Origin of the sequence: Agrobacterium sp. ST15.16.024 (assembly GCF_027956545.1) — a bacterium.
GTDB lineage: Bacteria > Pseudomonadota > Alphaproteobacteria > Rhizobiales > Rhizobiaceae > Agrobacterium > Agrobacterium cucumeris.
In genome coordinates this window covers 789,780-811,496 of sequence record NZ_JAQKGO010000001.1, presented here as the reverse complement: position 1 = coordinate 811,496, position 21,717 = coordinate 789,780, and the positions used below count along the sequence as shown (strand labels likewise).

Annotated in this window: 30 protein-coding genes and 1 riboswitch; of the genes, 12 read left to right on the top strand and 18 right to left on the bottom strand. The window is 60.9% G+C overall.

Going from position 1 to position 21,717, the window contains the following annotated elements; genetic code table 11:
* The first annotated feature begins 151 nt into the window (after positions 1–151).
* Entirely contained in the window at positions 152–439 is a 288-nt protein-coding gene (locus PL640_RS03980) for a hypothetical protein (RefSeq protein ID WP_271360865.1), read from the top strand.
* A 10-nt stretch (positions 440–449) separates the two neighbouring features.
* Here PL640_RS03980 and dmeF read toward each other — a convergent pair whose 3' ends face one another.
* Positions 450–1,433 (bottom strand): CDF family Co(II)/Ni(II) efflux transporter DmeF, encoded by a 984-nt coding sequence (dmeF, locus tag PL640_RS03975; protein ID WP_271360864.1) that lies wholly within the window; start codon positions 1,431–1,433, stop codon positions 450–452.
* A gap of 80 nt (positions 1,434–1,513) precedes the next feature.
* Positions 1,514–1,786 carry a Ni(II)/Co(II)-sensing transcriptional repressor DmeR gene (gene dmeR / locus PL640_RS03970; protein WP_003509296.1) on the bottom strand — a complete coding sequence of 91 codons (273 nt, stop codon included), beginning with the start codon at positions 1,784–1,786 and terminating at the stop codon, positions 1,514–1,516.
* A gap of 127 nt (positions 1,787–1,913) precedes the next feature.
* Between dmeR and PL640_RS03965 the strand changes: the two genes are divergently transcribed.
* The 5 genes from PL640_RS03965 to PL640_RS03945 all read left to right on the top strand — a co-directional run bounded on the left by PL640_RS03965 (position 1,914) and on the right by PL640_RS03945 (position 5,081).
* Positions 1,914–2,267: a hypothetical protein gene (locus PL640_RS03965; RefSeq protein ID WP_271360863.1), complete on the top strand. Its 354-nt coding sequence runs from the start codon at positions 1,914–1,916 to the stop codon at positions 2,265–2,267.
* A gap of 101 nt (positions 2,268–2,368) precedes the next feature.
* On the top strand, positions 2,369–2,782 hold the full coding sequence (locus tag PL640_RS03960; protein ID WP_046798602.1) for a MerR family transcriptional regulator: 414 nt from the start codon (positions 2,369–2,371) through the stop codon (positions 2,780–2,782).
* Positions 2,783–2,863: 81 nt separating this feature from the next.
* Positions 2,864–3,820: a prolyl aminopeptidase gene (pip, locus tag PL640_RS03955; protein ID WP_271360862.1), complete on the top strand. Its 957-nt coding sequence runs from the start codon at positions 2,864–2,866 to the stop codon at positions 3,818–3,820.
* A 184-nt stretch (positions 3,821–4,004) separates the two neighbouring features.
* Positions 4,005–4,493 carry a GNAT family N-acetyltransferase gene (locus tag PL640_RS03950; protein WP_003509304.1) on the top strand — a complete coding sequence of 163 codons (489 nt, stop codon included), beginning with the start codon at positions 4,005–4,007 and terminating at the stop codon, positions 4,491–4,493.
* 21 nt (positions 4,494–4,514) lie between these two features.
* Positions 4,515–5,081, top strand: a complete 567-nt coding sequence (locus PL640_RS03945) for a type 1 glutamine amidotransferase family protein (RefSeq protein WP_271360861.1) — start codon at positions 4,515–4,517, stop codon at positions 5,079–5,081.
* A 177-nt stretch (positions 5,082–5,258) separates the two neighbouring features.
* Here the strand turns inward: PL640_RS03945 and PL640_RS03940 are convergent, their stop codons facing one another.
* The 6 genes from PL640_RS03940 to PL640_RS03915 all read right to left on the bottom strand — a co-directional run bounded on the left by PL640_RS03940 (position 5,259) and on the right by PL640_RS03915 (position 9,443).
* Positions 5,259–5,573, bottom strand: coding sequence for a hypothetical protein (locus PL640_RS03940; protein ID WP_271360860.1), 315 nt, complete (start codon positions 5,571–5,573; stop codon positions 5,259–5,261).
* Between the two features lie 4 nt (positions 5,574–5,577).
* Positions 5,578–6,291, bottom strand: coding sequence for a CbtA family protein (locus tag PL640_RS03935; protein ID WP_142839337.1), 714 nt, complete (start codon positions 6,289–6,291; stop codon positions 5,578–5,580).
* 11 nt (positions 6,292–6,302) lie between these two features.
* Positions 6,303–6,485: a CbtB domain-containing protein gene (locus tag PL640_RS03930; protein WP_046798597.1), complete on the bottom strand. Its 183-nt coding sequence runs from the start codon at positions 6,483–6,485 to the stop codon at positions 6,303–6,305.
* Between the two features lie 162 nt (positions 6,486–6,647).
* Positions 6,648–6,875: riboswitch (cobalamin riboswitch) on the bottom strand.
* 233 nt (positions 6,876–7,108) lie between these two features.
* A complete protein-coding gene (locus tag PL640_RS03925; RefSeq protein WP_142839336.1) occupies positions 7,109–8,029 on the bottom strand; it encodes a cytochrome c in 921 nt (306 codons plus the stop codon).
* Between the two features lie 87 nt (positions 8,030–8,116).
* Entirely contained in the window at positions 8,117–8,551 is a 435-nt protein-coding gene (locus PL640_RS03920) for a c-type cytochrome (protein WP_161991153.1), read from the bottom strand.
* A gap of 247 nt (positions 8,552–8,798) precedes the next feature.
* Positions 8,799–9,443: a LysE family translocator gene (locus PL640_RS03915; protein WP_271360859.1), complete on the bottom strand. Its 645-nt coding sequence runs from the start codon at positions 9,441–9,443 to the stop codon at positions 8,799–8,801.
* 132 nt (positions 9,444–9,575) lie between these two features.
* Between PL640_RS03915 and PL640_RS03910 the strand changes: the two genes are divergently transcribed.
* Positions 9,576–10,286, top strand: a complete 711-nt coding sequence (locus PL640_RS03910; RefSeq protein WP_271360858.1) for a helix-turn-helix transcriptional regulator — start codon at positions 9,576–9,578, stop codon at positions 10,284–10,286.
* Here the strand turns inward: PL640_RS03910 and PL640_RS03905 are convergent.
* Both PL640_RS03905 and PL640_RS03900 read right to left on the bottom strand, forming a co-directional pair.
* Entirely contained in the window at positions 10,275–11,120 is an 846-nt protein-coding gene (locus PL640_RS03905; protein WP_271360857.1) for a metallophosphoesterase, read from the bottom strand. The two genes, PL640_RS03910 and PL640_RS03905, sit on opposite strands and share 12 nt — an antisense overlap.
* A 120-nt stretch (positions 11,121–11,240) precedes the next feature.
* On the bottom strand, positions 11,241–11,843 hold the full coding sequence (locus PL640_RS03900; RefSeq protein WP_271360856.1) for a superoxide dismutase: 603 nt from the start codon (positions 11,841–11,843) through the stop codon (positions 11,241–11,243).
* Positions 11,844–12,063: 220 nt separating this feature from the next.
* Between PL640_RS03900 and PL640_RS03895 the strand changes: the two genes are divergently transcribed.
* Entirely contained in the window at positions 12,064–12,408 is a 345-nt protein-coding gene (locus PL640_RS03895; protein ID WP_271360855.1) for a hypothetical protein, read from the top strand.
* A 4-nt stretch (positions 12,409–12,412) separates the two neighbouring features.
* Here PL640_RS03895 and PL640_RS03890 read toward each other — a convergent pair whose 3' ends face one another.
* On the bottom strand, positions 12,413–12,955 hold the full coding sequence (locus PL640_RS03890; protein WP_271360854.1) for a GNAT family N-acetyltransferase: 543 nt from the start codon (positions 12,953–12,955) through the stop codon (positions 12,413–12,415).
* Positions 12,956–13,052: 97 nt separating this feature from the next.
* On the opposite strand from PL640_RS03890, the gene PL640_RS03885 reads away from it, so the two are divergent.
* The gene (locus PL640_RS03885) at positions 13,053–13,934 is read left to right on the top strand and encodes a LysR family transcriptional regulator (protein ID WP_271360853.1); all 882 of its coding nucleotides are present in this window, start codon (positions 13,053–13,055) and stop codon (positions 13,932–13,934) included.
* Between the two features lie 82 nt (positions 13,935–14,016).
* On the opposite strand, the gene PL640_RS03880 is transcribed toward PL640_RS03885, so the two are convergent.
* Both PL640_RS03880 and PL640_RS03875 read right to left on the bottom strand, forming a co-directional pair.
* A complete protein-coding gene (locus tag PL640_RS03880) occupies positions 14,017–14,898 on the bottom strand; it encodes a branched-chain amino acid aminotransferase (protein ID WP_271360852.1) in 882 nt (293 codons plus the stop codon).
* On the bottom strand, positions 14,895–15,236 hold the full coding sequence (locus PL640_RS03875; protein ID WP_271360851.1) for a hypothetical protein: 342 nt from the start codon (positions 15,234–15,236) through the stop codon (positions 14,895–14,897). The genes PL640_RS03880 and PL640_RS03875 overlap by 4 nt, the downstream gene beginning before the upstream one ends.
* On the opposite strand from PL640_RS03875, the gene tam reads away from it, so the two are divergent.
* Positions 15,235–16,005, top strand: coding sequence for a trans-aconitate 2-methyltransferase (tam, locus tag PL640_RS03870; RefSeq protein ID WP_271360850.1), 771 nt, complete (start codon positions 15,235–15,237; stop codon positions 16,003–16,005). The two genes, PL640_RS03875 and tam, sit on opposite strands and share 2 nt — an antisense overlap.
* Before the next feature lie 2 nt (positions 16,006–16,007).
* Here tam and PL640_RS03865 read toward each other — a convergent pair whose 3' ends face one another.
* Positions 16,008–16,376 (bottom strand): VOC family protein, encoded by a 369-nt coding sequence (locus PL640_RS03865; protein ID WP_269698497.1) that lies wholly within the window; start codon positions 16,374–16,376, stop codon positions 16,008–16,010.
* Positions 16,377–16,424: 48 nt separating this feature from the next.
* Positions 16,425–17,135, bottom strand: a complete 711-nt coding sequence (locus tag PL640_RS03860; RefSeq protein WP_271360849.1) for a helix-turn-helix transcriptional regulator — start codon at positions 17,133–17,135, stop codon at positions 16,425–16,427.
* A gap of 192 nt (positions 17,136–17,327) precedes the next feature.
* Here PL640_RS03860 and PL640_RS03855 point away from each other — a divergent pair, with 192 nt between their 5' ends.
* Together PL640_RS03855 and PL640_RS03850 are read left to right on the top strand one after the other, a co-directional pair.
* Positions 17,328–18,254, top strand: a complete 927-nt coding sequence (locus tag PL640_RS03855) for a bestrophin family protein (protein ID WP_271360848.1) — start codon at positions 17,328–17,330, stop codon at positions 18,252–18,254.
* 110 nt (positions 18,255–18,364) lie between these two features.
* Positions 18,365–19,192: an aldo/keto reductase gene (locus tag PL640_RS03850; protein WP_271360847.1), complete on the top strand. Its 828-nt coding sequence runs from the start codon at positions 18,365–18,367 to the stop codon at positions 19,190–19,192.
* 24 nt (positions 19,193–19,216) lie between these two features.
* On the opposite strand, the gene PL640_RS03845 is transcribed toward PL640_RS03850, so the two are convergent.
* The 3 genes from PL640_RS03845 to PL640_RS03835 form a co-directional block, all read right to left on the bottom strand.
* Positions 19,217–19,828: a LysE family translocator gene (locus tag PL640_RS03845; protein WP_271360846.1), complete on the bottom strand. Its 612-nt coding sequence runs from the start codon at positions 19,826–19,828 to the stop codon at positions 19,217–19,219.
* A 218-nt stretch (positions 19,829–20,046) separates the two neighbouring features.
* Positions 20,047–20,856, bottom strand: coding sequence for an AraC family transcriptional regulator (locus PL640_RS03840; RefSeq protein ID WP_271360844.1), 810 nt, complete (start codon positions 20,854–20,856; stop codon positions 20,047–20,049).
* 70 nt (positions 20,857–20,926) lie between these two features.
* Positions 20,927–21,685, bottom strand: coding sequence for an SDR family oxidoreductase (locus tag PL640_RS03835; protein ID WP_271360843.1), 759 nt, complete (start codon positions 21,683–21,685; stop codon positions 20,927–20,929).
* Between the last annotated feature and the right edge of the window lie 32 nt (positions 21,686–21,717).

Sequence of the window (21,717 nt, the reverse complement as noted above, 5' to 3'; positions counted from 1 at the left end):
CACTTCCCCTTACTCGCCTCTTTCCCGCAAAAACGAAGCACCACTTCACCGCCTGTCAAGCCGGGACAGTCGCTGCAACGCAACAAGCGCAAGTTTCAGACAAGTCGCCGCCGTTAACCCTTCGTTAACTTTTGAACGCGGAATCACCGACATGCAGATCGAAAGCAATATCGGCGGATACAATTATCAGGGACGTATCCGCGAGATCGAAAAAACCGGCAGCGCGCAGAGCACGCCGGAGGAGCAGGCCGTCAAACGCGGCCCCGGCAACCCCACCGTTTCCAGCACCATTCTTTCACATTCGCTGGCCAACGTGTTGTGGGCCGTGGGCAATGGCCGCGCGCCGGCCTATCAGGATACGCCCGCAGTGGCTTCCGCCGAGGACAAGGCGGAAGCACAGGCCGAGTGGGTGCGCAGCGCCTATTCCGAATACGAATAGGCGATTCTTCTCAGGCCCTTGCCGGGCTGACCTCCACCGTCACATGCGACAGTTCATGTATGGCCGCAAGTTTCCGCTTGTAGAAATCGGGCGCCTTCGGTGCCCGCGACTGGATCGCCACGATGGCGGCATGGTGCCCCGGCCCCACCTGCCAGACATGCAGGTCGGTGATGCGATCTTCTTCCGTCTCGACGCTTTCACGAATTTCCTGCGGCAGATATTCCGTCTGCGGCACGGCATCGACCAGGGTTATTGCCGTCGAGCGAACCAGACCCCATGACCAGCGGGCGATGACCAGACCGCCGACAATGCCCATCAGCGGATCGAGAAAGGACCAGCCGTTCCATTTGCCGAGCAGCAGCGCGACGATGGCGAGAACCGAGGTCAGCGCATCCGCCAGCACATGCAGATAGGCGGCGCGCAGATTATTGTCCCTGCCACCCTTTGCCGCGCCATGGTCTCCATGATGCGCGTGGCTGCCATGGCCGTGATGGGCATGCGAGCCGTGCCCATGCCCGTGATCATGATGATGGTCATCCTTCAAAAGCACAGCGCTGACGAGATTGACGGCAAGACCGATGACGGCGACGAGGATCGCCTGGTTGAAGTCGATTTCAACCGGATTGACGAGACGCATGGCACTTTCAACGGCAATCAGCAGCGCCACCACCGCCAGCACGACGGCACTGGCAAAACCCGCGAGATCGCCGAACTTGCCGGTGCCGAAAGTGAAGCGCGGGTTGCGCGCCTCGCGCCGGGCATAAAGATAGGCGAGCGCCGAAATCAGCATCGCGCCCGCATGGGTGGACATGTGCCATCCGTCCGCTGTCAGTGCCATGGAGCCGAACCAGTGGCCGGCGACAATCTCGGCCACCATCATCACGGTGGTCAGCGCAATCACCATCCACACGCGCTTTTCATTGCGCTCATGGTTCTGGCCGAGAAAAACATGGTCGTGGCCGGTCGCGGCGGGGAATTCGGATGTCGTCGTCATGTCGCTAATCCTGTTCGATCTTCAAGCTAGTCGTTCCACGCATGGCCTTTCCCAAAGTCGCGGATACTTTGGAGGGCCTGCTAGCGGATGTAGGTCTTCAGCACCTGGGCCAGTTCTTCCGCTGCCCGCGCCCGCTCGTCTTCGTTTTCGGCGTGCACCACATGTTCGTGCAGATGCTCCTGCATCACCTCCCCCGTCAGGCCGGAAAGCGCGCCGCGCACCGAAGCCAGCAATTGCAGCACCTCGCCGCAGGGCTTGGCATCATCAAGCGCCCGCTCCACCGCTTCCATCTGCCCTTTCAGGCGGCGGATGCGAGCGAGCAGCTTCTCCTTGTTGCGGATCGTATGGGACATAAGCACCTCATATAGTATAGGGGGGTATATTATATTGTGTTGATTTTTCGTTCAAGTCCTGCGCGACGCAATCCTCGCGAATGTTTCGGCCCCTAAAAATACCCCATCAGAACTTGGGGACTCAGTCATGACGACTATCGCAGCAACCACCACCAGCTATTATGCATCTCCGGTCCGGACCCTTGAGCCGACGAAGAACAAGGAAACCCACTCCACCACCGAAGCCCTGCTGGAGTTGACCCGCGCCGCACACCGCGCCATCTCGAGCGCCGAGAGCGTCGCCACCGCGGTCGCACCGGCTGCCGCCAGCGTATCGGCCGGCCTTGCCGCCGCATTGTGGAATCTCGACAGCGGCGTCTCCGATGCGGCCAAGCCGGCCTTTGAAATGGCGACCGCCGCCCAGCCTGGAGCCGCAGCCAATATTGAGAACGAAGTTCTGAAGGCATTGGCTGAGGCGCTGGGTGTGAACGAAGCGGCCTGACCCCATTGAACAGCAGGCAAAAAAACCATATCTCTAGAGACTAGAGCATCGGATGATGAGCGGCGGAAGCACTCTGCCAAGTCCGCGATATGGAGAAAGCCATGCTGTCCATCGGTGAATTGTCTAAACGCACCGGCGTCAAGGTGCCGACGATCCGTTATTACGAGCAGATGGGCCTCATCCGCGAGGCGGATCGTTCCGATGGCAACCAGCGCCGTTATGAAAAATCCGACCTCGAAAGGCTGGCCTTCATCCGCCACGCCCGCGATCTCGGGCTGAACATCGATGCCATCCGCGAGCTGATCGCGCTCAGCCAGCACCGGCAGATGCCGTGCGAGGGAGCGGATCGCATAGCCGCCGAACATCTGGCCGATGTGCGCGAAAAAATCGCCAAGCTCAGGAAACTGGAGCACGAGCTGGAACGCATCGTCGCCCATTGCGATGGCCATTCCATCGAGGATTGTTACGTTATCCGTGCGCTCTCCGACCATGGCATGTGCGGCGGCGAACACTAGGCACAATCCGGAACAGGGCTGACATTCCACTGTCATCCGCGCCCTGTATGCGCTCTCTCCTGCTTGAAGAAGGGATGCCGGATGGCCGAAATATTTCCCGAAATCACCCCGTTCGAGACTGTTTCCCTCGATGTTTCCGAAAGCCACCGGCTGCATGTGACGATTGCCGGCAACCCGGCGGGGCGGCCGGCGATCCTGCTGCATGGCGGCCCCGGCTCGGGGCTTTCGGCGACGGCCAGACGCTATTTCGATCCCGCCCATTACCGCATCATCCAGTTCGACCAGCGCGGCTGTGGCAAAAGCACGCCGAATGCTAGTGAGAGCCTGGCGCATAACACCACGCATCACCTGATCGACGACATGGAGGCCGTCCGCTGCGCGCTTTCGGTGGATGACTGGCTGGTTTATGGCAGCTCCTGGGGTGCCACACTCGCGCTGGCCTATGCCCAGTGCCACCCGGAGCGGGTGCGCGCGATGGTGCTGGCCGGCGTCACTACCACACGGCAAAAGGAGATCGACTGGCTTTACAAGGGGCTGGCGATGTTTCTGCCGCAACAGTGGCAGCGTTTCATCACAGCTATCCCGGATCATCTGCCGAAGGAAGATCCCGTCGGCGCGTATCTCCAGCTTTTGAACGATCCTGACCCCGCCATCCGCCGGATGGCGGCGCTTGAATGGCATTTGTGGGAGGCGGGCTCGATCAGTGCGGAGGCCAGCTCGGCCTTTCCGGAAAAATGGCGCGACGGCGATTATATCCTGACCCGCGCCCGTCTATGCGCCCATTATTTCCACCATGCGGCCTGGCTGGAGGACGGTGTGCTTCTACGCAATGCCGGCCTGCTCGCCGGCATTCCCGGCATGCTCATCCAGGGCATGCGCGACCTGCAGGGACCGCCCGTCACCGCTTACGAACTTGCCGCCGCATGGCCGGGAAGCGAACTGATTGCCATAGGTGGAGCGGGGCATTCCACCGGTGATGCCGGGATGGAAGATGCGATTGTTTCAGCAATCGCACGATTGCAAATTGAAGCCGCTTGACAGATTACGGATTCGGGCGCATTGCAATGACATGATCAACGAACGCGCACCCATCTCCTGCTCGTACTTTTGGGCCTACCTTTAAGGGCGGCTCGACAGATCATATTGTCAACAAGCCGCCGTCAGGCGGCTTTGTTGTTTTCAAACGTCCTGACGGCACAGATAAGACCAAAGGACCGAAAAAATGACCGAAGATAGCTCCCTTACACTGGAAAGACCGCCCGTCGTCATCATTCGCGGCGCCCGCAAGACGGATTTGCCCGAGCTCAACGAGATGATCACGCTGCTTGCCTCCTACCATGGCGATGCGGCGGCGATCACGCCGGCCAAGCTTGAGCGCGACCTGTTCGGCCCCCTGCCCTGGGTGCATGGTCTTGTTGCCGAAGCCGATGGCGCGCTGATCGGCTACGCGCTGCTTCTGCCGCTCTACAGGGCGCAGGAAGGCCGGCGCGGGCTTGAACTGCACCATCTCTTCGTGCGTGACGGCCATCGCGGCCACGGCACGGGCCAGCATCTGGTTTCCCGCGCCCGCGATATCGCGAAGCGGCTGGGTTGCGATTATCTTTCCGTCAGCGCCACGACCGGCAATGTGGCGGCGCATCGTTTCTACGAAAACATGGATTTCGCGCCGCGCCCGGTCACCGGCATGCGCTACATGCAGTCCATCGCCTGATCACAACCGACGGAGACGGCCATGACACGGATCGCCATTGCGCTGGCGCAGGATTTTGCGGACTGGGAACCGGCGCTGCTTGCGGCGGCGGCACGCAGCTATCTCGGCGTCGAGATCGTTCATGCCACCCCGGACGGGCGGCCGGTAACGTCGATGGGCGGGCTGAATGTAACGCCCGAAACCTCCTATGACGCGCTTGATCCTGATAACATCGATGCACTCGTCATTCCCGGCGGTCTCAGCTGGGAAAAGGACACGGCCGCCGATCTTGGCGGCCTGGTGCAGCGCTTTCGCGAAAAGGACCGGCTGGTTGCCGGTATCTGTGCGGCGGCAAGCGCGCTGGCAAGCACGGGTATCCTGAACCATGTCGCCCATACCGGCAATTCGCTCGCCTCGCACAAGGCCTATCCGGGCTATCGTGGCGATGGTCTTTATCGCGACCAGGCGAAGGCGGTCAGCGATGGCGGTGTCATCACGGCCGCCGGCAGCGCACCGGTCAGCTTCGCGGTGGAAATTCTGAAAAACCTCGGCCTCTTTGGTCCGGAAGCCGAGGCGGAACTTGGAATTTTCGCGGCGGAGCACCGGTAAGGCGTAGAGCCTTATTCCGCCCTCTCTCCGTCATACCGGCCTTGAGCCGGTATCCAGCCAGCCCAAGTCCTTGGGCTGAAAAGACTTCTCCCGCCGCGCAGACGCGCGGCGGCTGGATGCCGGATCAAGTCCGGCATGACGGTCGAGGAGAAGATGTCTCTCGCAAATCATCCCGCGCTATTCTCGATCAAGCACCCGGCACACACGCGCCGCAAACTCCGGCCCCTCGCCGGCAATCGCGCGGCGGATATCGCGGCTGTTCAAATGCAGGCTGCGGCCGGCGGGCAAGTTTGAGCGTTTGATCTTGGCGAGTGCCGCAGCGGCAAAGGCAGCTTCGTGGTCTTGAAAATAGGCAAGCGCCGCATCACGATCGGGACTTTTGCCCAGAGCGGCCTTGAAGGCAAGGCGGTGCACGGCGCAGAAAGCGCCGTGACCGGGAACGGCAAAACGCAGCGCATCGAGTTCGTCACTCCACTCCGCTGCGTCCTGCATGCATTTACGCCGACTGGAAGCGTTTCAGGAAAAACGCGCTCAATGTGCCAAGCAGCGCCCAGAAAACGAAGCTGGTGATGGTGGCGGCAACGATGAACTGCCGTTCCAGCGGCAGCGGCGCCAGCGCATGTTCGCCTTCCGGCGGCAGCGGTGCGCCCACCACATGCGGCGCGACGATCAGCACCAGAGCCAGAACGATGGCCCAGGGCTCGCGGCGAAACGCGATCAGCGCAATGCCGCCCGCGGTTGCGACAACCGTCGAGAGCCACCAGATCTGCCGTGCCTCAAGTGCTGCGGCCGGGCTTCCCGGCAATTCCGGCGGCAGGCCGATCATCGGTGCGAGCATGACGGCGGCAAAACCGGCAACGCCCCACAGAAGACCTTCGCGCCAGCCGGCATCGGTGCCACGCAGCGAGATGAGACCGGTCAGAACAAGCGCGTAACCGATGGCCGTCAGCACATTGGCGGCAACGGTATAGGCGGTGCGCTCGAAGCCATCGGCCGGAGCCCATGCCTCGTCATTGTGCTCATGGGCGGGAACCGCAGCGCCGGGTGCTGCTGCATCATGGCTGTGGGCCGCTTCGCCGCCGGCGCTTTCAAAGGTTTCCGCCTGAAGGATGAGCGGCGTGGTGCCGAAAGCCTGCATGGCCGAGACGGCCAAACCGCCAACGATGCCGACGAGAACGGCGGTAAAAACGATATTGCGAAAAAATGACATGTCGTTTCCCCTCAATGGCAGGGGAAGGCATTGGCATGACGCGTGTCATGCGCGGCATTGTGAACGGCTTCCACATGCGAAAAGCCGACAAAACCGACTACGAACAGGCCCAGCACGATCGCCGTCAGCGATTGCGCGAAGCTGCCCGTTTTTGCGGAAACGGCAGCATTGGCCGTATTCTGCTGGATGGACATGGTGACCCCTCTCCCGGCGCGACCCCGCGCCATAAGATACAGCCGAACGGCAAAAAAGCCGCGCAGCTGCATATGATACACTTCACCACGGGGATACGAGACTGACACAGGGGTACCGAACCGACGACCCTGACATTCCGCTCTTCCGGACACCCCGCCGGCATGGACATTTCCGCGATGGCAGGTCTCCTGGCTTGCGGGTCAAAACCTGAAACACCTTCCCGGCATCGCCCTCGCCTTGAATGGGGGCGAGATGGCTTGCCAGTGGCATTTCGTTTCAGGCTCTCCGCTCACAGTTGCGGGGGCAGCCACGAATGAGGATTGCTCCCTATCGTGTTCCCTTTTCACCTTCCGGAACGCCCGGAAGGAACCATCACGCAGATGTTATCTGCCGGGTGGGTGCGGGAGTCAATGGCGGCGAGATCTTGGCACTGCCGGCAGCATCTCACTCGACGCCCTCGCGTGAGATGCTGGAACGAAAAAACACTCTCCCGTCATTCCGGCCCTGAGCCGGAATCCAGCCGACGTGCGTCTGAACGATGAGAAAGCTCTTTCAGCCCAATGGCTTGGTCTGGCTGCATACCGGCTCAAGGCCGGCATGACGGAGGGGAGCTTCAAACTCTCTATCGAGACGGGATCGCCTTCAGATAGGCGGCAATCGCATTGCGGTCTTCGGCGGTCAGATGCGCCATGTTCTGCTGTACCTTGACCATGGAGCCGCCGACGCTGTCGAATTCCGGGGTGAAGCCGGTTTCCAGGTAGCCGGCAATATCGGCCGCCGTCCAGGCGCCGATGCTCTCGGAGCCGGGCGTGATATCGGGGATACGGCCCTCCCCTTCCGGATTGGGACCGCCGGCCAGCCATTTGTCTTTCAGGAAACCGCCGAGAGCATCGCGCGGGGTGTGGCATTCGCCGCAATGGCCCGGCCCTTCGACCAGATATTGGCCGCGCAGCAATTCGGCATTGGCATTGGCAAGCTCGACGCGCGGCGGGGCGGAGGTGTCGAAATACAGGAACTTCCAGCCGCCGAGCGCCATGCGCAGGTTGAAGGGAAACGGCAGGTCGTGATCCGGCGCATCATTCTGGCTGGCCGGCAGGGTTTTCAGATAACCGAAGAGGTCGTTCACATCCTTCTGCGTCATGCGCGCATAGGAAGCGTAGGGGAAGGACGGGTACAGATGTTCGCCGTTCTTTCCCACCCCGCGCGTCATGGCATCGCCGAATTCCGCCAGCGTCCAGCCGCCGATACCGTGCTGCGGATCAGAGGAAATATTGGGAACGTGGAAGGTGCCGAAGGGGCTTTTCAGCGGCTGCCCGCCGGCAAGCGTCCGCAGCGCGTCACCCGTGGCATCCGGTGCGGCATGACAGCTTGCGCAGCCACCCGCCCAGAACAGCGTTTCGCCATTGGCCAGATCCGGCTCGCCGAGGCTGACCCAATGGCTGGGCGCCTGACGCTGCGGCGCGGTGACCCAGGCGAAAATGCCGTAGCCGGCAACGGCTGCGATCACGGCCCCGCCCACAAGCTTCGTCCAAATGGAAGACATACCCCTCTCCCCATTCTCACCCGAGCTGATCAGGTGTCTTTCAAAGTGAAAAAACGCCGCCGGGAAGCGGCGTTTTGAAATTCGGGATTATTTCTTCAGACGATAGGTCTGATGGCAGGTGCCGCAATCTGCGCCGAGCGTCTGCATGGCGGTGGTGACACCCGCCTGATCGGTGGGGAGATTGGCAAGAACCGTGTCGGCATCAGCACCGAGCTTGGCAGCCTTGGCCTTGAAGTCTTCGAAATTTTCCCAGATGGCGGGAGCAGCCGCGCTGCCGGTCTCGGTGCCGGCGGGGAACTGTTCGGGGAAAGCCTTGGCATTGGTGCTGATGGTCGTCACGGCAGCCTTGACGGCCTCGGCGTCGAAGGGCTTCTGGCCCTTGGAGATGGCGGCAAGCGCCCCCATGGAACCGCCAATCTGCTTCATCATGCCTTCGCGTTTTTCGACTTCGCCGGCAGCGAAGACCGCTCCGGCGCAAAGACAGCCGAAAAGCATGGCCGCCGCGATGGTTTTCAGTTTCATACACTCTCTCCTTGATTCCGGCCGGGTGCCGGACGCTTGATGGAACGGCGCGAGGATGCCCTTTCCGCATGGCGAAAAGAAGTCACATTGCGGTGAATTCCGCCGTGAAAACAGAAGTGTAGAGTATCAGGCGAAAAAATATCCGGCGGTTTTCCGCCAGGAACCCGTGACAAAACAACGGGCCTGAGGAGAGCATTCGGCGGCTTGCCGAGGAATGGTCTCCCTCAAGCGGTGGAACCTGTTCTTCTTATTCGCCGAGGCTCCAGGACAGAGCTTCCCAAAATGTCAGCAGGGCTGCGGCAACCAGCATGAAACCGGCAGCGCGACCGATGAAGATCGTTGCAGCGGGTGAAGAAACCAGCCATTGCCGGCTTTTATCCGCCGTCAGCGCCAGCGCGCCATAAACGGTAAACTGCGTTACCGCCACCATCGCCCCCATCACCAGCCCCTGCATCCAGATCGGACCATAGGCTGGTTTTAGAAATTGCGGATAGACCGCCATCATGAACAGATAGGCTTTCGGGTTGGAAAGGCAGGTCAGCACCGCCCGCCAGAACGCTTTTTTCGAGGAGGCGCTCGCCTGCGCCTCATCGCCATTCACGACAATTGCGCTGCGCATCAGGCCGATGCCGATCCAGACCATATAGGCAGCTCCGACAATGAGAAGCGGCAGGAACAGCGATGGCATCCAGGTGGCGAGCAGGCCAACGCCGGCCGCACCATAAAGCGAATGCACGATGCCGCCGGCGCTCATGCCGCTTGCGGCCGAAAGGCCGGTTTTCCTGCCGCCCGTCAGCGCGCTTGCCAGCACGAACAGCATGTCCATGCCCGGCAGGATGATGATGCCGAACAGGACCAGAAAGAAAAGCCAGAGATTTTCGGCATAACTCATGTCAGTATCTCCCCAGACGGTTCATGGCACATTTAGGAATATGCATGTTTCTCAATGTGTTTTGCCGTTTATAGAAAAAGCCAACTGACAGCATTATGTCGGTTGTCTTGAAAAAACGCCGGGGAAATGTCAATGCGCAAGGCCTCGAGACTGTTCGAGATCATTCAGATCCTGCGGCTGGCCCGCCGGCCCGTTACCGCCCAGATGATTGCCGAAAAGCTGGAAGTGACGTCGCGTTCGGTCTATCGCGACATAGCCGCCCTCCAGACCATGCGGGTTCCCATCGAAGGCGAGCGCGGCGTCGGTTATATTCTGCGCCCCGGCTTCAGCCTGCCACCGCTGATGTTTTCCATCGAAGAGACCGAGGCGATCGTGCTGGCGCTCGCCATGGTTGGCCGTTCCAGTGATACCGAATTGCGGCAGGCAGCGAAAAAGGCGAGCGACAAGATTGCCGCTTCCCTGCCCGAACCCCTGTCCAAAACCCTGTCGGCCAATGCCCTGCATGCCTGGGGCAGCGTCGCGCCCGCACCTGCCGGCATCGATCTCGCCACGGTGCGGCGGGCGGTGCGCGATGAAGAGCGGCTGGAGATCAGCTATCGCGATGAAACCGGGGCAGAGACCCGGCGGCAGATCCGGCCCATTGCCGTGATCTATTATTCTGAGACGGTGAATATCGTCGGCTGGTGCGAATTACGGCAGGCGATCCGCAACTTCCGCTCGGACCGGGTTTTGACCTGTGAAAGCACCGGCAGCTTTTTCAAGCTGGAAGGTGAAAAGCTGCGGCAATTGTGGATGAGCGGCTGGCAGAGCAACCAGCCGGGCAGTCCATCCTCACAGCCGTAAGAGGCGATTCTCCTCGCGGCCGAAACCGCGAATGACGATCCGGTCTTCGAAAACATCTGCGATGGCAAAGGTGTTCTGGTCGGGCGTGTCCACCATGCCCTTGAAATTGACGAAGTGGGTGTTGCCCAGCACACCATAATTGCCTTCGTGATTATGGCCATTGAACCATGCAACGGCCGAAGCATGAGCGCCAAGAAGATCAAGAATGCGCGGCGCATCCCACATGTTGTGAGCGTTTTCCGGATAAAGCGGATAGTGGCACAGCACGACCACTTTTTCTCCGGCTGCATCCGATTTTTGCAGGACGCTTTGCAGCCATTCGAACTGCTCGTCGCTCAGCGATGCATTCCAGTCCTGGGCATTGATCGCGCCCGCTTCCTGCAGGTGCTTCAGCCGCTCCTGCGCAAGTGCACGACGCGGATCACCGGGCGGCGGGGCGAAGAGACTGACCTCGTTGCCATCAAGCACGGCGAAGCGGACATTGCCGATGGCGAAGTCATGCCAGGGGGCCGGCATGCCAAGGCGGGCATGGATCGCGGTCAGATGTTCAGGCGCAACTGAAAAGTCATGATTGCCCGGCAACAGGACCGAGGGATGGCGAAGCCCGTCATAAACGCTGAGGATCGCATCGAAATTCTCGAAACCGCGGTCGATGATGTCGCCGAGCGTCACCACGAAGGCGAGGTCCTCTTGGTTGAAGGCGGCCACCGCTTCGGAAAGCTTTTTCGGGCTTTCGGCGTAATAGCGCCCCATGTCCGGACGGGGATCGGCATTGGCATATTGGGGATCGGCGACGATGCCGAAGGAGAAGAGAGGCTTGGTTTTTTCAGTCATGATGCGCCGCGATAAACCCGGCTGATGACAGGCTTGTGACAAGCGGCCGGAACGGCATGCCCCAAAAGCAGAACACCCGGCACAAAGGCCGGGTGTTCAAAAAATTCCGTTCGCCAAGCCTTACTTGGCAGCGGCTTCGTAACGCTCCAGGACGTAGTCCCAGTTGATGAGGTTATCAACGAAGGCTTCGAGGTACTTCGGACGCAGGTTGCGGTAGTCGATGTAGTAGGAATGTTCCCAGACGTCGACGCCGAGGATCGGCTCTGCACCGTGAACCAGCGGGTTTTCGCCGTTCGGGGTCTTGGAGATTTCGAGCTTGCCGTTCTTGACGGAGAGCCATGCCCAGCCGGAGCCGAACTGCGTGGTGCCGGCAGCGATGAAATCAGCCTTGAACTTGTCGTAGCCGCCGAGATCGGAAGAAATCGCCTGCTCCAGCTTGCCCGGCAGCTTGTTGCCGCCGCCGTCCTTCTTCATCCACTTCCAGAAATGAACGTGGTTGTAGTGCTGAGCAGCGTTGTTGAAGAGGCCGGCATTGGTGCCAAAGGACTTCTTCACGACTTCCTCGAGCGACAGGTCGGAAAGACCGGCTTCGGCAGCCAGCTTGTTACCGTTGTCGACATATGCCTTGTGGTGCTTGTCGTGATGGAACTCGAGCGTCTCGCGCGACATGTAAGGTGCAAGCGCGTCGTAGTCGTAGGGGAGTTCGGGAAGTTCGAAGGCCATGGTTTTTACTCCTTTTTGCAGCGGGTTACCGCTCCTAGAAACCGTGTGAGCGGACCATAGGAGCGAACCTCTGTTTGGGCAACCTGCGAAATATCAAAATGTTCCGACAAAAGAGAAAATTCGTCTCTGGCCAGCCGCCACCACATTTGTTTCACAACCCTGGCGTACCGTTTTCCACCCTATCGGTTCGCTTTTGCCGAAAATGCAGGAAGGAAATTCCATGACGCGCTTCACCACCCGAAACATTATCTTCGTCGCCGCCTTCGCATCGCTGACACTGCCTGCCGCTGCATCGTCCGATGATGCGTGGAAGGAATTCGTGGCGGATGTGCAGACCGCCTGCCTTGCGGGCGCCAAGGACATGATCGAGGATGCCAAGGCGGTGGTCGATCCCGTCGGCAGCGAGAATTACGGCCTTGCCATCCTCACCGGCAAGGCGAAGGGCGCGGATGCGACGGTCAGCCATATCTGCGTCTATGACAAGAAGACCAAGGCCGTGGAGCTGGGCAGCGAACTTGCCGGCGATACGCTGAAGGTGGAAATTCCCGGCTCCACCAAACCCTGATCGGTCAGAAACGGGGCGTGGTGTCACCCTCGCCCAGTGATCGTTGCATCAGCACCGTATCGAGCCATTGGCCATGTTTCCAGCCGATGGATTTGAAAGTGCCGACATGCTCGAAACCGGCAGCGCGATGCACGCCGATCGAGGCGGCATTGGCGCTGTCACCGATGACGGCGATCATCTGGCGGAAGCCGCGCGCGGTCGCTTCCTCAATCAGCGCATCGAGAAGTTTGCGGCCGATGCCCATGCCTTTCATGGCCGGATCAATATAGACGGAATTCTCAACCGCCGCGCCGTAGGCCGGGCGCGCACGGTATGCGCCGGCATAGGCATATCCGGCTACCTTTCCACCGACTTCGGCGACGAGATAGGGATAATTGCCTTCCACCAGAAGGCCGCGGCGCTCGGCCATCGTTTCGGCGGTCGGCGGATCGATCTCGAAGCTCGCACGGCCATAAAGCACGGCATCCCGGTAAATTTCGGTAATGGCTGGAATATCCGCCTCTTCACAGGGGCGGATCAAAAGGCTGGAAACGGTGGAAGGGGTCATTCTTGCTGTCCTGCGGATCATTCACGCCATCATTGTGCATTGCGGCGCAATCAAAATAAAGATTATCTATCTTATACAAACGATAAGGTTTTCTTTGATGATGGACCTCGATCTGCGGCAGGTGCGCAGCTTCATGGATGTGGCCGATCTCGGCAGCTTTTCCGCCGCCGCCGACAAGGCGGGGCTGACGCAGCCGGCCATCAGCCTGCATATAAGGTTGCTGGAAAAGCAGCTCGGCGTACGACTGATCGAAAGGGTCGGCAGGCGGGCGCAGCCGACCGCTGCGGGCCGGGATTTTCTCATCCATGCAAGACGGATCGCTGAAGAGGTGGCGCATGCCATCGAGACGGTTGCGCCGCATCGCAGCGGGGTGACGGGGCGGCTGCGCATCGGCACGGGCGCCACCGCCTGCATCTACCTGCTGCCGCCGGTGCTGGGCAAAATCCGCCAGGCCATGCCGGGTATCGACATCGTCGTGCAGACCGGCAATACCCACGATATTTTGCGGCTTCTGGAGGCCAATACCATCGATGCAGCCGTGGTGGCCCTGCCCGCCAGCGGCCGCAGCCTTGATATCAGCGACATCCATCTCGACGAACTGGTCGCCGTTTTTCCACGGGGCACCGGCGAAAAGACACTGAATGCCGAAACATTATCGAGGCAGCCGCTGCTGCTTTATGAGGGCGGCAATACGCGCAGGCTGGTGGATCAATGGTTTGCAGCGAGCGGCCGCACCGTGCAGCCGGCCATGGAGCTGGGCAGTGTCGAGGCCATCAAGAAACTGGCGGGTGCAGGTCTCGGCCTTGCCATCGTGCCACGCATGGCCATGGAGCATGAAAGTGCGGCATCCGGGCTTGAGTGGCGCTCACTCGACCCGCCGCTGGAGCGACGGATCGCGCTGGCGCTCAGGCGCGACAAACATATGACCGCGCCGTTGCGGGCGCTTGCCGCTGCCTTGCCGGATGTGCGGACACGGTGAGGCCGTTCAGGCTCGCAGTTCAAAATAAAAGCCGCGACGGGTAAGACCCATCGCGGCTTCTGAAAAAAGCGTTATTGAAGGCTCAGACGTCCGCGCCGAGACGCGCCCAGTCCATGTAGAGATCCAGCGCCTTGCGCGCCACGGGACCGGCCTGCAGCTCGCGGTCATCGAGCTTCACGACCGGCGATACTTTCGAATAATTGCCCGAGCAGAAGATTTCATCGGCCTCACGGAAATCCTCGACCGACAAGGTCGCCTCGCGAACGTCGAAGCCGGCCTGGCGCAGCAGGCCGATCACCCGCGAACGGGTGATGCCGGCAAGGAAGGTGCGGTTCGGCACCGGGGTGAGGACGACACCGTCCTTGACCATGAAGATGTTGGCGGAGGCCGATTCGGCGACATTGCCGTTCATGTCACGCATCAGGGCGTTGTCGAAACCGCGCGAACGGGCTTCCAGAATGGCGCGGCCGCTATTGGGGTAAAGGCTGCCGGCCTTGGCGTCGGTCATCGCGGTTTCCGGCGAAGGACGGCGCAGCGGCGAAACGGTAAGTGTCAGCGGCTTGCCGGCATCCATCGGCGCTTCAAACAGGCAGAGCGCAAAACGGGTGGAGCTGGCATCCGGCGCCACGACGCTGCCGGGCATGCCATGTTCGGCCCAGTACATCGGCTTGATATAGATCGCCATCTTGCCGTCGAATTTCTTGACGCCTTCCAGCGCCAGGGCCTCGATCTCTTCCGCCGTCATTGTCGGCTTCATGCCCATATTGACGGCCGAGCGGTTGACGCGCTGGCAATGCAGATCCAGATCGGGCGCCACGCCATCGAACCAGCGCGCGCCGTCAAACACCGTCGAGGCCAGCCACATGGCATGCGAGGTCGGGCCGATGAGCGGCGGGTTGCCGGGCAGCCATTGACCGTCAACATAGGTCCAGGTGGTTGATCGGGGTGCGGTATCGACGCTCATGGCAGGCTCCTGTTTTCAAGCGTTTCCGTGTGGCGAAAACGCTCCGTCTTTTTGTCTTGTCGCAATTCCCGGCGCAAAACGCTTTGCACTTTATTGGAAATGCTCTGGAAATCGGCCGGAGTGAATGCCTGTCGCCCGAGGAGGTCAAGTTTTAATTGCCGCGATCTCGGATTTTGATGGAAAATAACAAAGCGACGCCCCGATAAAGATGTTTTATGAGGCGAAACAAAAGGTTGTTGAATAGGTTCATCACAATAATTCATGCATCGGATGATGGCGGCGTCATTTCGCCCGTGCGATGCTCCCGGTCTTACAGCTCTCTGGCAGGAGGAAATCATGGCATGGTCCGCCCAGCAATATCTGAAATTCGAAGATGAGCGGACACGTCCCGCCCGGGACCTTCTGGCGCAGGTGCCGCTGGAGCGGGTGCTGAACGGCTATGATCTCGGCTGCGGGCCGGGCAATTCCACCGAGCTTCTGACCGACCGCTACGGCGTCAATGTCATCACCGGCATCGACAGCGATGACGACATGCTGGAAAAGGCCGCCGACCGGCTGCCGAATACCCGTTTCGGCAAGGCCGATCTTTCGCAATGGCGGCCGACCCAGAAGGCCGACCTGCTTTATGCGAACGCGGTTTTCCAGTGGGTGCCCGATCATCTTGCCGTTCTTTCGCAATTGATGGATCAGCTGGAAAGCGGCGGGGTTCTGGCGGTGCAGATGCCGGACAATCTGCAGGAACCGACACATCGCGCCATGGAGGACACCGGCGCCAACGGCTCCTGGAAGGACACCTTTGCCGATGGCAGGCTGCGGCGCAAACCCCTGCCCGCGCCATCCGACTATTTCAACGCGCTGACACCGAAATCCGCCCGCGTGGATGTGTGGCACACCATCTACAATCACCCGATGAAGGATGCGGAAAGCATTGTCGAATGGGTGAAGGGCACGGGGCTGCGCCCCTATCTCGCCGCCGCCGGTGAGGAAAACCGCGAAGCCTTCCTCAGCGATTATACGCAGCGCATCAAGGCGGCCTATCCGCCGATGACGGACGGCCGCCTGCTGCTGCGCTTTCCACGCCTGTTTGTGGTGGCGGTGAAGAAGTAGCGTCAGCCCGCGAAGGCATAGACCCTGAGACGGTGGTTGTCGGGGTCTGTGGCCGTGAAAGTGTAGCCGAATTCCATTTTCGCGGGCTGCTGCAGCATGGGGACACCTTTTGCCCGCCATCCGGCGAAAGTCTCATCCACCTGTGCATCGTTTTCGACACGGAAGGCAAGCTCGCCGCCACCGCCCGTCACGGATGCCTTCGGCTCCACCGTGTGGCGCGACCAGAGGCCGAGCTTCATGCCGTTCTGAAGAACGAAGAGCGAGAATGTCGGCGAGGATTCGACCGGCTCCGTACCCAGCAGGGCCTTGTAAAACTGCGTACTGGCGGGCGGGTTATCGACATAGAGGATGGTGAAATCGGGGTGGGTCATGGTCGTTCTCCTGTGTTGCGGATGAACGATGTCTAGACCCGCCTGCTGTCAGTTTTTGTCAGCATGATCCGGCCGCCGCCGCTGTTTTTCGCGCTCGCGCCATTCTTTCAGCAAAGCCTGCCGGCGGCGGGGATAACGGCTGTCCATCGGCCGGAAAGTTTCGATGCGATCGGCCCGGAAACTGCGAAAATCCTGCCGCGTTTCGCACCATGCCAGCACCACCCGCACCAGATCGAAAAAAGCGAGCGCGAATGGCCAGATCACCCGCTCCGTCAACTCTCCCTTTTCATCGCGATAGGTCATCACGACCTTGCTCTCCTTACGGATCGTATCGCGAATTTCGGCGAGATCGATGCGGATGGTTGCCACGGCTTGCCCGGGGCCGATGAGAAGCGTGGAATTGTCGAGTTCTTCGCGCAGGGCATCGGGAAGCACGGCGGCGATCTTGACGAGCGCGGCGCGGGCGGCCTCGGCCAGCCCCGCATCGGCACGGCCTGCTACCCAGCGCGAACCCAGCACCAGCGCCTCGATTTCCTGCCCGGAAAACATCAGCGGCGGTAAAAGGAAGCCGGGGCGCAGCACATAACCCACGCCCGCCTCACCCTCGATATCCGCGCCCTGCGCCTGAAGCGTCGCTATATCGCGGTATAGCGTGCGCAGGCTGACGCCGGTCTGCGCGGCAAGGGCCGCACCGCTGACCGGCATGCGGTGGGAGCGCAGTATCTGCAACAGATCAAGCAACCGTTGTGAGCGTGACATGCGACATTTCCTTCCATCCGCCCATTTTGATCGTGTCGCCGACATCTCGCCGACATCACCCGAGGGGTAACTCCGCCTGCTGCCGGGCGCAACCGCGCAAAAAGGAGTGGACAAGCCCGATGTGCCATCATGTAAATATGCGCGGGGATTTTCGCGTTCCCGCCACCATCACAGGCATTTTGAGTCTCCGCCATGATCGTTCGTCCAAAACCGAACCTGCTGCAACTTTTCACCATCCTGCGCGGCTCCATCATCGTCCGCATCTTTCCGCAGGTGCTTGCCGTTTTCCTGCTGTCGACGGTGGTGGTCTGGGCGCACAAAGACCGGCCGGATCTGGTGCCGGCGCTGAATGGCGCGCCATTTTCGCTGCTTGGTATCGCACTTTCGGTGTTCCTCGGCTTTCGCGCCAATGCCTGTTACGACCGCTGGTGGGAAGCCCGCAAGCAATGGGGGGCGCTGATGACCGTGGCGCGCACGCTGGCACGCCAGAGCACCATGCTGGAGAGCCGGCAGGATATTGCCGATCCCGTTGCCCGCCGGCGGATCATCGATCTTGCAATCGCCTTCTGCCACGCGCTGGTCTCGCATCTGCGCCCCGGTGAAGCGACCGCCACCGCAGCCCGCCTCATTCCCGAGGACATTTCGGAAGCCTATGCCCGCAGCCGCAACAAGCCGGACATGCTGCTGCGCGAAATATCCGGTGCTTTGGTTTCCGCCAATGCGAAGGGGCAGATCAGCGATATCCAGCTGCAGATGCTGGATGCAACCGTGCAGCAGATGACGGCCGCGCAGGCATCGTGCGAGCGCATTCGCCATACGCCGGTTCCCTTCGGTTATTCGCTGCTGCTTCACCGCACCGCGCATCTCTTCTGCCTGCTGCTACCGTTCGGTTTCACGGATCTGCTCGGCTGGGCCACACCTTTCACCAGCACGCTCATCGCCTATACGTTCTTCGGTCTCGATGCGCTGTCCGACGAGCTGGAAGACCCCTTCGGCACCGGCTTCAACGCGCTGCCGATCAATGCGCTTGCCACCACCATCGAGATCAATCTGCGCGAGGCGATGGGCGAGACCGATCTGCCGGCCGATCCCCGCCCGGTAGATTATGTGCTGATGTGATATCGTCCCGCCGGGTTGAAACCGATCGCGCGGATACCAGTTAATGAAAGACCGCTTCCCGCCCGGCATCCGCCGCCGGCCATGTTTTCAGCAAACAGGAGAGACATCCCATGTATGACGTCAGCGCGAATGGCGCGAATATTCCCGCCCTCGGTTTCGGCACCTTCCGCATTCCGGAAGACGATATCAGGCGCATTCTGCCGGAGGCGCTGAAGCTCGGCTTCCGCCATGTCGATACCGCCCAGATTTACAAGAACGAGGGCGCAGTCGGTGAGGTCATCGCTCAGTCAGGCATTTCCCGGCACGATATTTTCCTGACCACCAAGGTCTGGGTGGATCGCTACCGTCACGACGATTTTCTTGCCTCGGTTGATGAAAGCCTAGCGAAACTGAAGACCGACTATGTCGATCTGCTGCTGCTGCACTGGCCGAAGAGCGACGTGCCGCTTGTCGAGCGCATGGGCGCGCTGAATGCGGTGCGCAAGGCCGGCAAGGCGCGCAATATCGGCATTTCCAACTTCAACGTGACGCTGACTGACGAGGCGGTGAAACTGTCCGATACGCCGCTTGCCACCAACCAGATCGAATATCACCCCTATCTCGACCAGACGAAGGTGATTGCGGCCGCACGCAAGCACGGAATGTCGGTGACGGCCTATTATCTGATGGCCGATGGCAAGGTGCCGAACGATCCCGTTCTGAAGGATATCGGCGCGAAACACGGCAAGACCGCCGCGCAGGTGACCCTGCGTTGGGCGGTGCAGCAGCCGGATATCGTGGCGCTTTCCAAGACGGCGACGGAAAGCCGCCTGAAAGAGAATTTCGATATTTTCGATTTCGCGCTGTCGGAAGAGGAAATGCGGGCGATCCACGCGCTTGCCAAGCCGAATGGCCGCATCGTCAGCCCCGGCCACCTCGCGCCCGACTGGGACGACTGAGGCGACGGGGCCATTCGGTCCCGTTTATCTCTCGGTCAGGGCCAGCTTCGCACCCAGCGCCACGAAAGCGGCCGCGAAGCTGCGCCTCAGCCAGGCGAGGACAGCCGGGCGTGATATCACCTGACGCCTTACGGAGGCGGCAAAGCAGCCATAAAGCGCAAAGACCAGAAACGTCATGGCCATGAAGATCAGCCCGAGATCGACCATGCGCCATGTCGGCAGAGCCTCATCCGGCGCGATGAACTGCGGCAGGAAGGCGAAAAAGAAGATCGACAGTTTCGGGTTCAGCAGATTGATGAGGATCGCCTCGCCGATGACGCGGGTGGCCTTCTGGGGCTCCCTCGTATCGTCGATCTTCAGCGCACCGTCTTCCCGCAGCGTGTTCCACGCCATGTAGAGGAGATAGGCGACCCCCAGATATTTGACGATGCCGAAGGCCAGCGCACTCGTGTGCAGAATGGCGGCAAGCCCGGTGATGGCGGCAAGCAGATGCGGCACGATGCCAAGCGTGCAGCCGAAAGCCGCGATGATGCTCGCCCTTGCCCCTTGCGAAAGACCGGCGGCCAGCGTGTAGACCACCCCGGTTCCGGGAGACGCGGCGACGATGAAGGATGTGATGAGGAATTCGGGTGTCATGATGCGGGTGTGTCCTGTGGGTGGAGGACGGGAGCATGAGGGTGCGTGGGGTGGGTGTCTTGGATGAAATTGCAGCGCCACACCCGCACACCGTCACCCCGGACTTGATCCGGGGTCCAGCGCGATCAAGTCTTTGATCGCGAAAAACTCCCCTCACGGCGCAGACGCGCCGTGGCTGGATGCCGGATCTAGTCCGGCATGACGGAAGAGAACGGCGATCAGCCGCCCGTCGCCGCCCGGTAAACCGCAGGCGTCACCCCGAATTGCCGCACGAAGAACCGGTTCAGATGGCTCTGGTCGGCAAAACCGGCGATGAAGGCCGCTTCGGCGGGCGATGTGCCTCTTGCCAGTTCATGGCGTGCCACATGCACGCGCCGCTGGAGAAGATAGCTGTGCGGTGTCAGGCCGGTTGCTTTGGCGAAGGTCCGCAGGAAGCGGAACTGGCTCATTCCGGCCTCCCCGGCCAGATCGGCAAGGCGGAACGGGTGGGCAGGGTCGTCATCGATGCGGCTTTTCGCGCGCCTGATGGTGTCGGGCGCAGTCACCACAGGCGGCTTCGCCGCCGTCTCCATCGCGCCCGCCAGAAGCATCAGCAAGGTCTCATCGCCATGCAGGGTTTCGCCCGGTCGTTCCTTCGCAGTGGCGGCGGAAAAGACAGCGTTGAACCGCTGCGCCAAAGGTCTTCCATCCACGGGATAGGCAAATTCGAACGCGCCGTCATCCTTCTCGCAGACGTCGGCAACGGCATCGCGAACGATATCGATGTCGAGATAGAGCATCCGCCAGGCGCGGCCACCCTCCCCGAGCGGAATGCCGTCATGCACCTCGCCCGGATTGACGGTGATGACATGGCCGGCGCCCGCCTCCACCATGCCACGGCCGGAGAGCGATTTCTGCGCGCCGCGCTCAATGAGGCCGATGCCGAACTGATCATGCATATGGCGCGGAAAGGAACGATCGCTATCCGCCACCACGGCGGCGACACCAGGCATGCTGGTTTTCGGCATCAGAAACTGGCCTTGGGCCATGAAAGCGCGCGCTCCACGGGAAAGAGCGCGACGCTATCACAGGATGTCCTTGTGCGACAGACGCCGACGCTTAAGGATGCATATGGTTGATCATGGCGAAGACCTGATCGAAATTGCCGTTCTGCGCAGCAAAACGCAAAGGCTTGCAGCGTTCCACAACGACTTCCTTCTCATCCGGGCGGTTCTTGAGAATGTCCATCACTTCGGAAATGAACGCCTCAAGTGGCATGGCCCTTTCGTCAACGGCCTGCCCCTCGCCCATCAGCGTCGTCTGCACATAGGGCGGCACGATTTCGATGACCTCCACCGGCGTCTCCTTCAGCTGCTCGCGCAGTGCGACCGAATAGGCGTGGATGGCCGATTTGGTGGCGCTGTAGGTGGGGGTCAACACCATGGGCACGAAGGCCAAGCCGGAGGACACCGTGAGCACGGCGGCGGCGGGCTGCTTGAGGAAATGCGGCAAAAGCGCCGCCGTCAGGCGGATGGGGGCAAGAAGATTGGTGGCAATGGTTTCTTCGGCCGTATCCAGATAATCCGGCGCGGCGGCGATCTCTTCCGGCCGCATGATGCCGGCATTGTTGATGACGGCGTTGAGGCTTGGATGGGCCTTCACCAGAGCTTCGGCAAACGCGCGGATGCCTGCGGCGTCCGTCGCGTCCATGACCATCGAGGCCATGCCGGGATTGGCAGCCGTCACCTCGTCGAGCACGACCTTACGGCGGCCGGAAATGATGACCCTGTTGCCCGCCTGATGAAACGCTTCCGCCAGCGCCCGGCCGATGCCGGAACCGCCGCCGGTGATGAGAATGGTGTTGCCGGTGATTTTCATTGCAGCATCCTTTGCTTGTTGGCTGAAAGGAA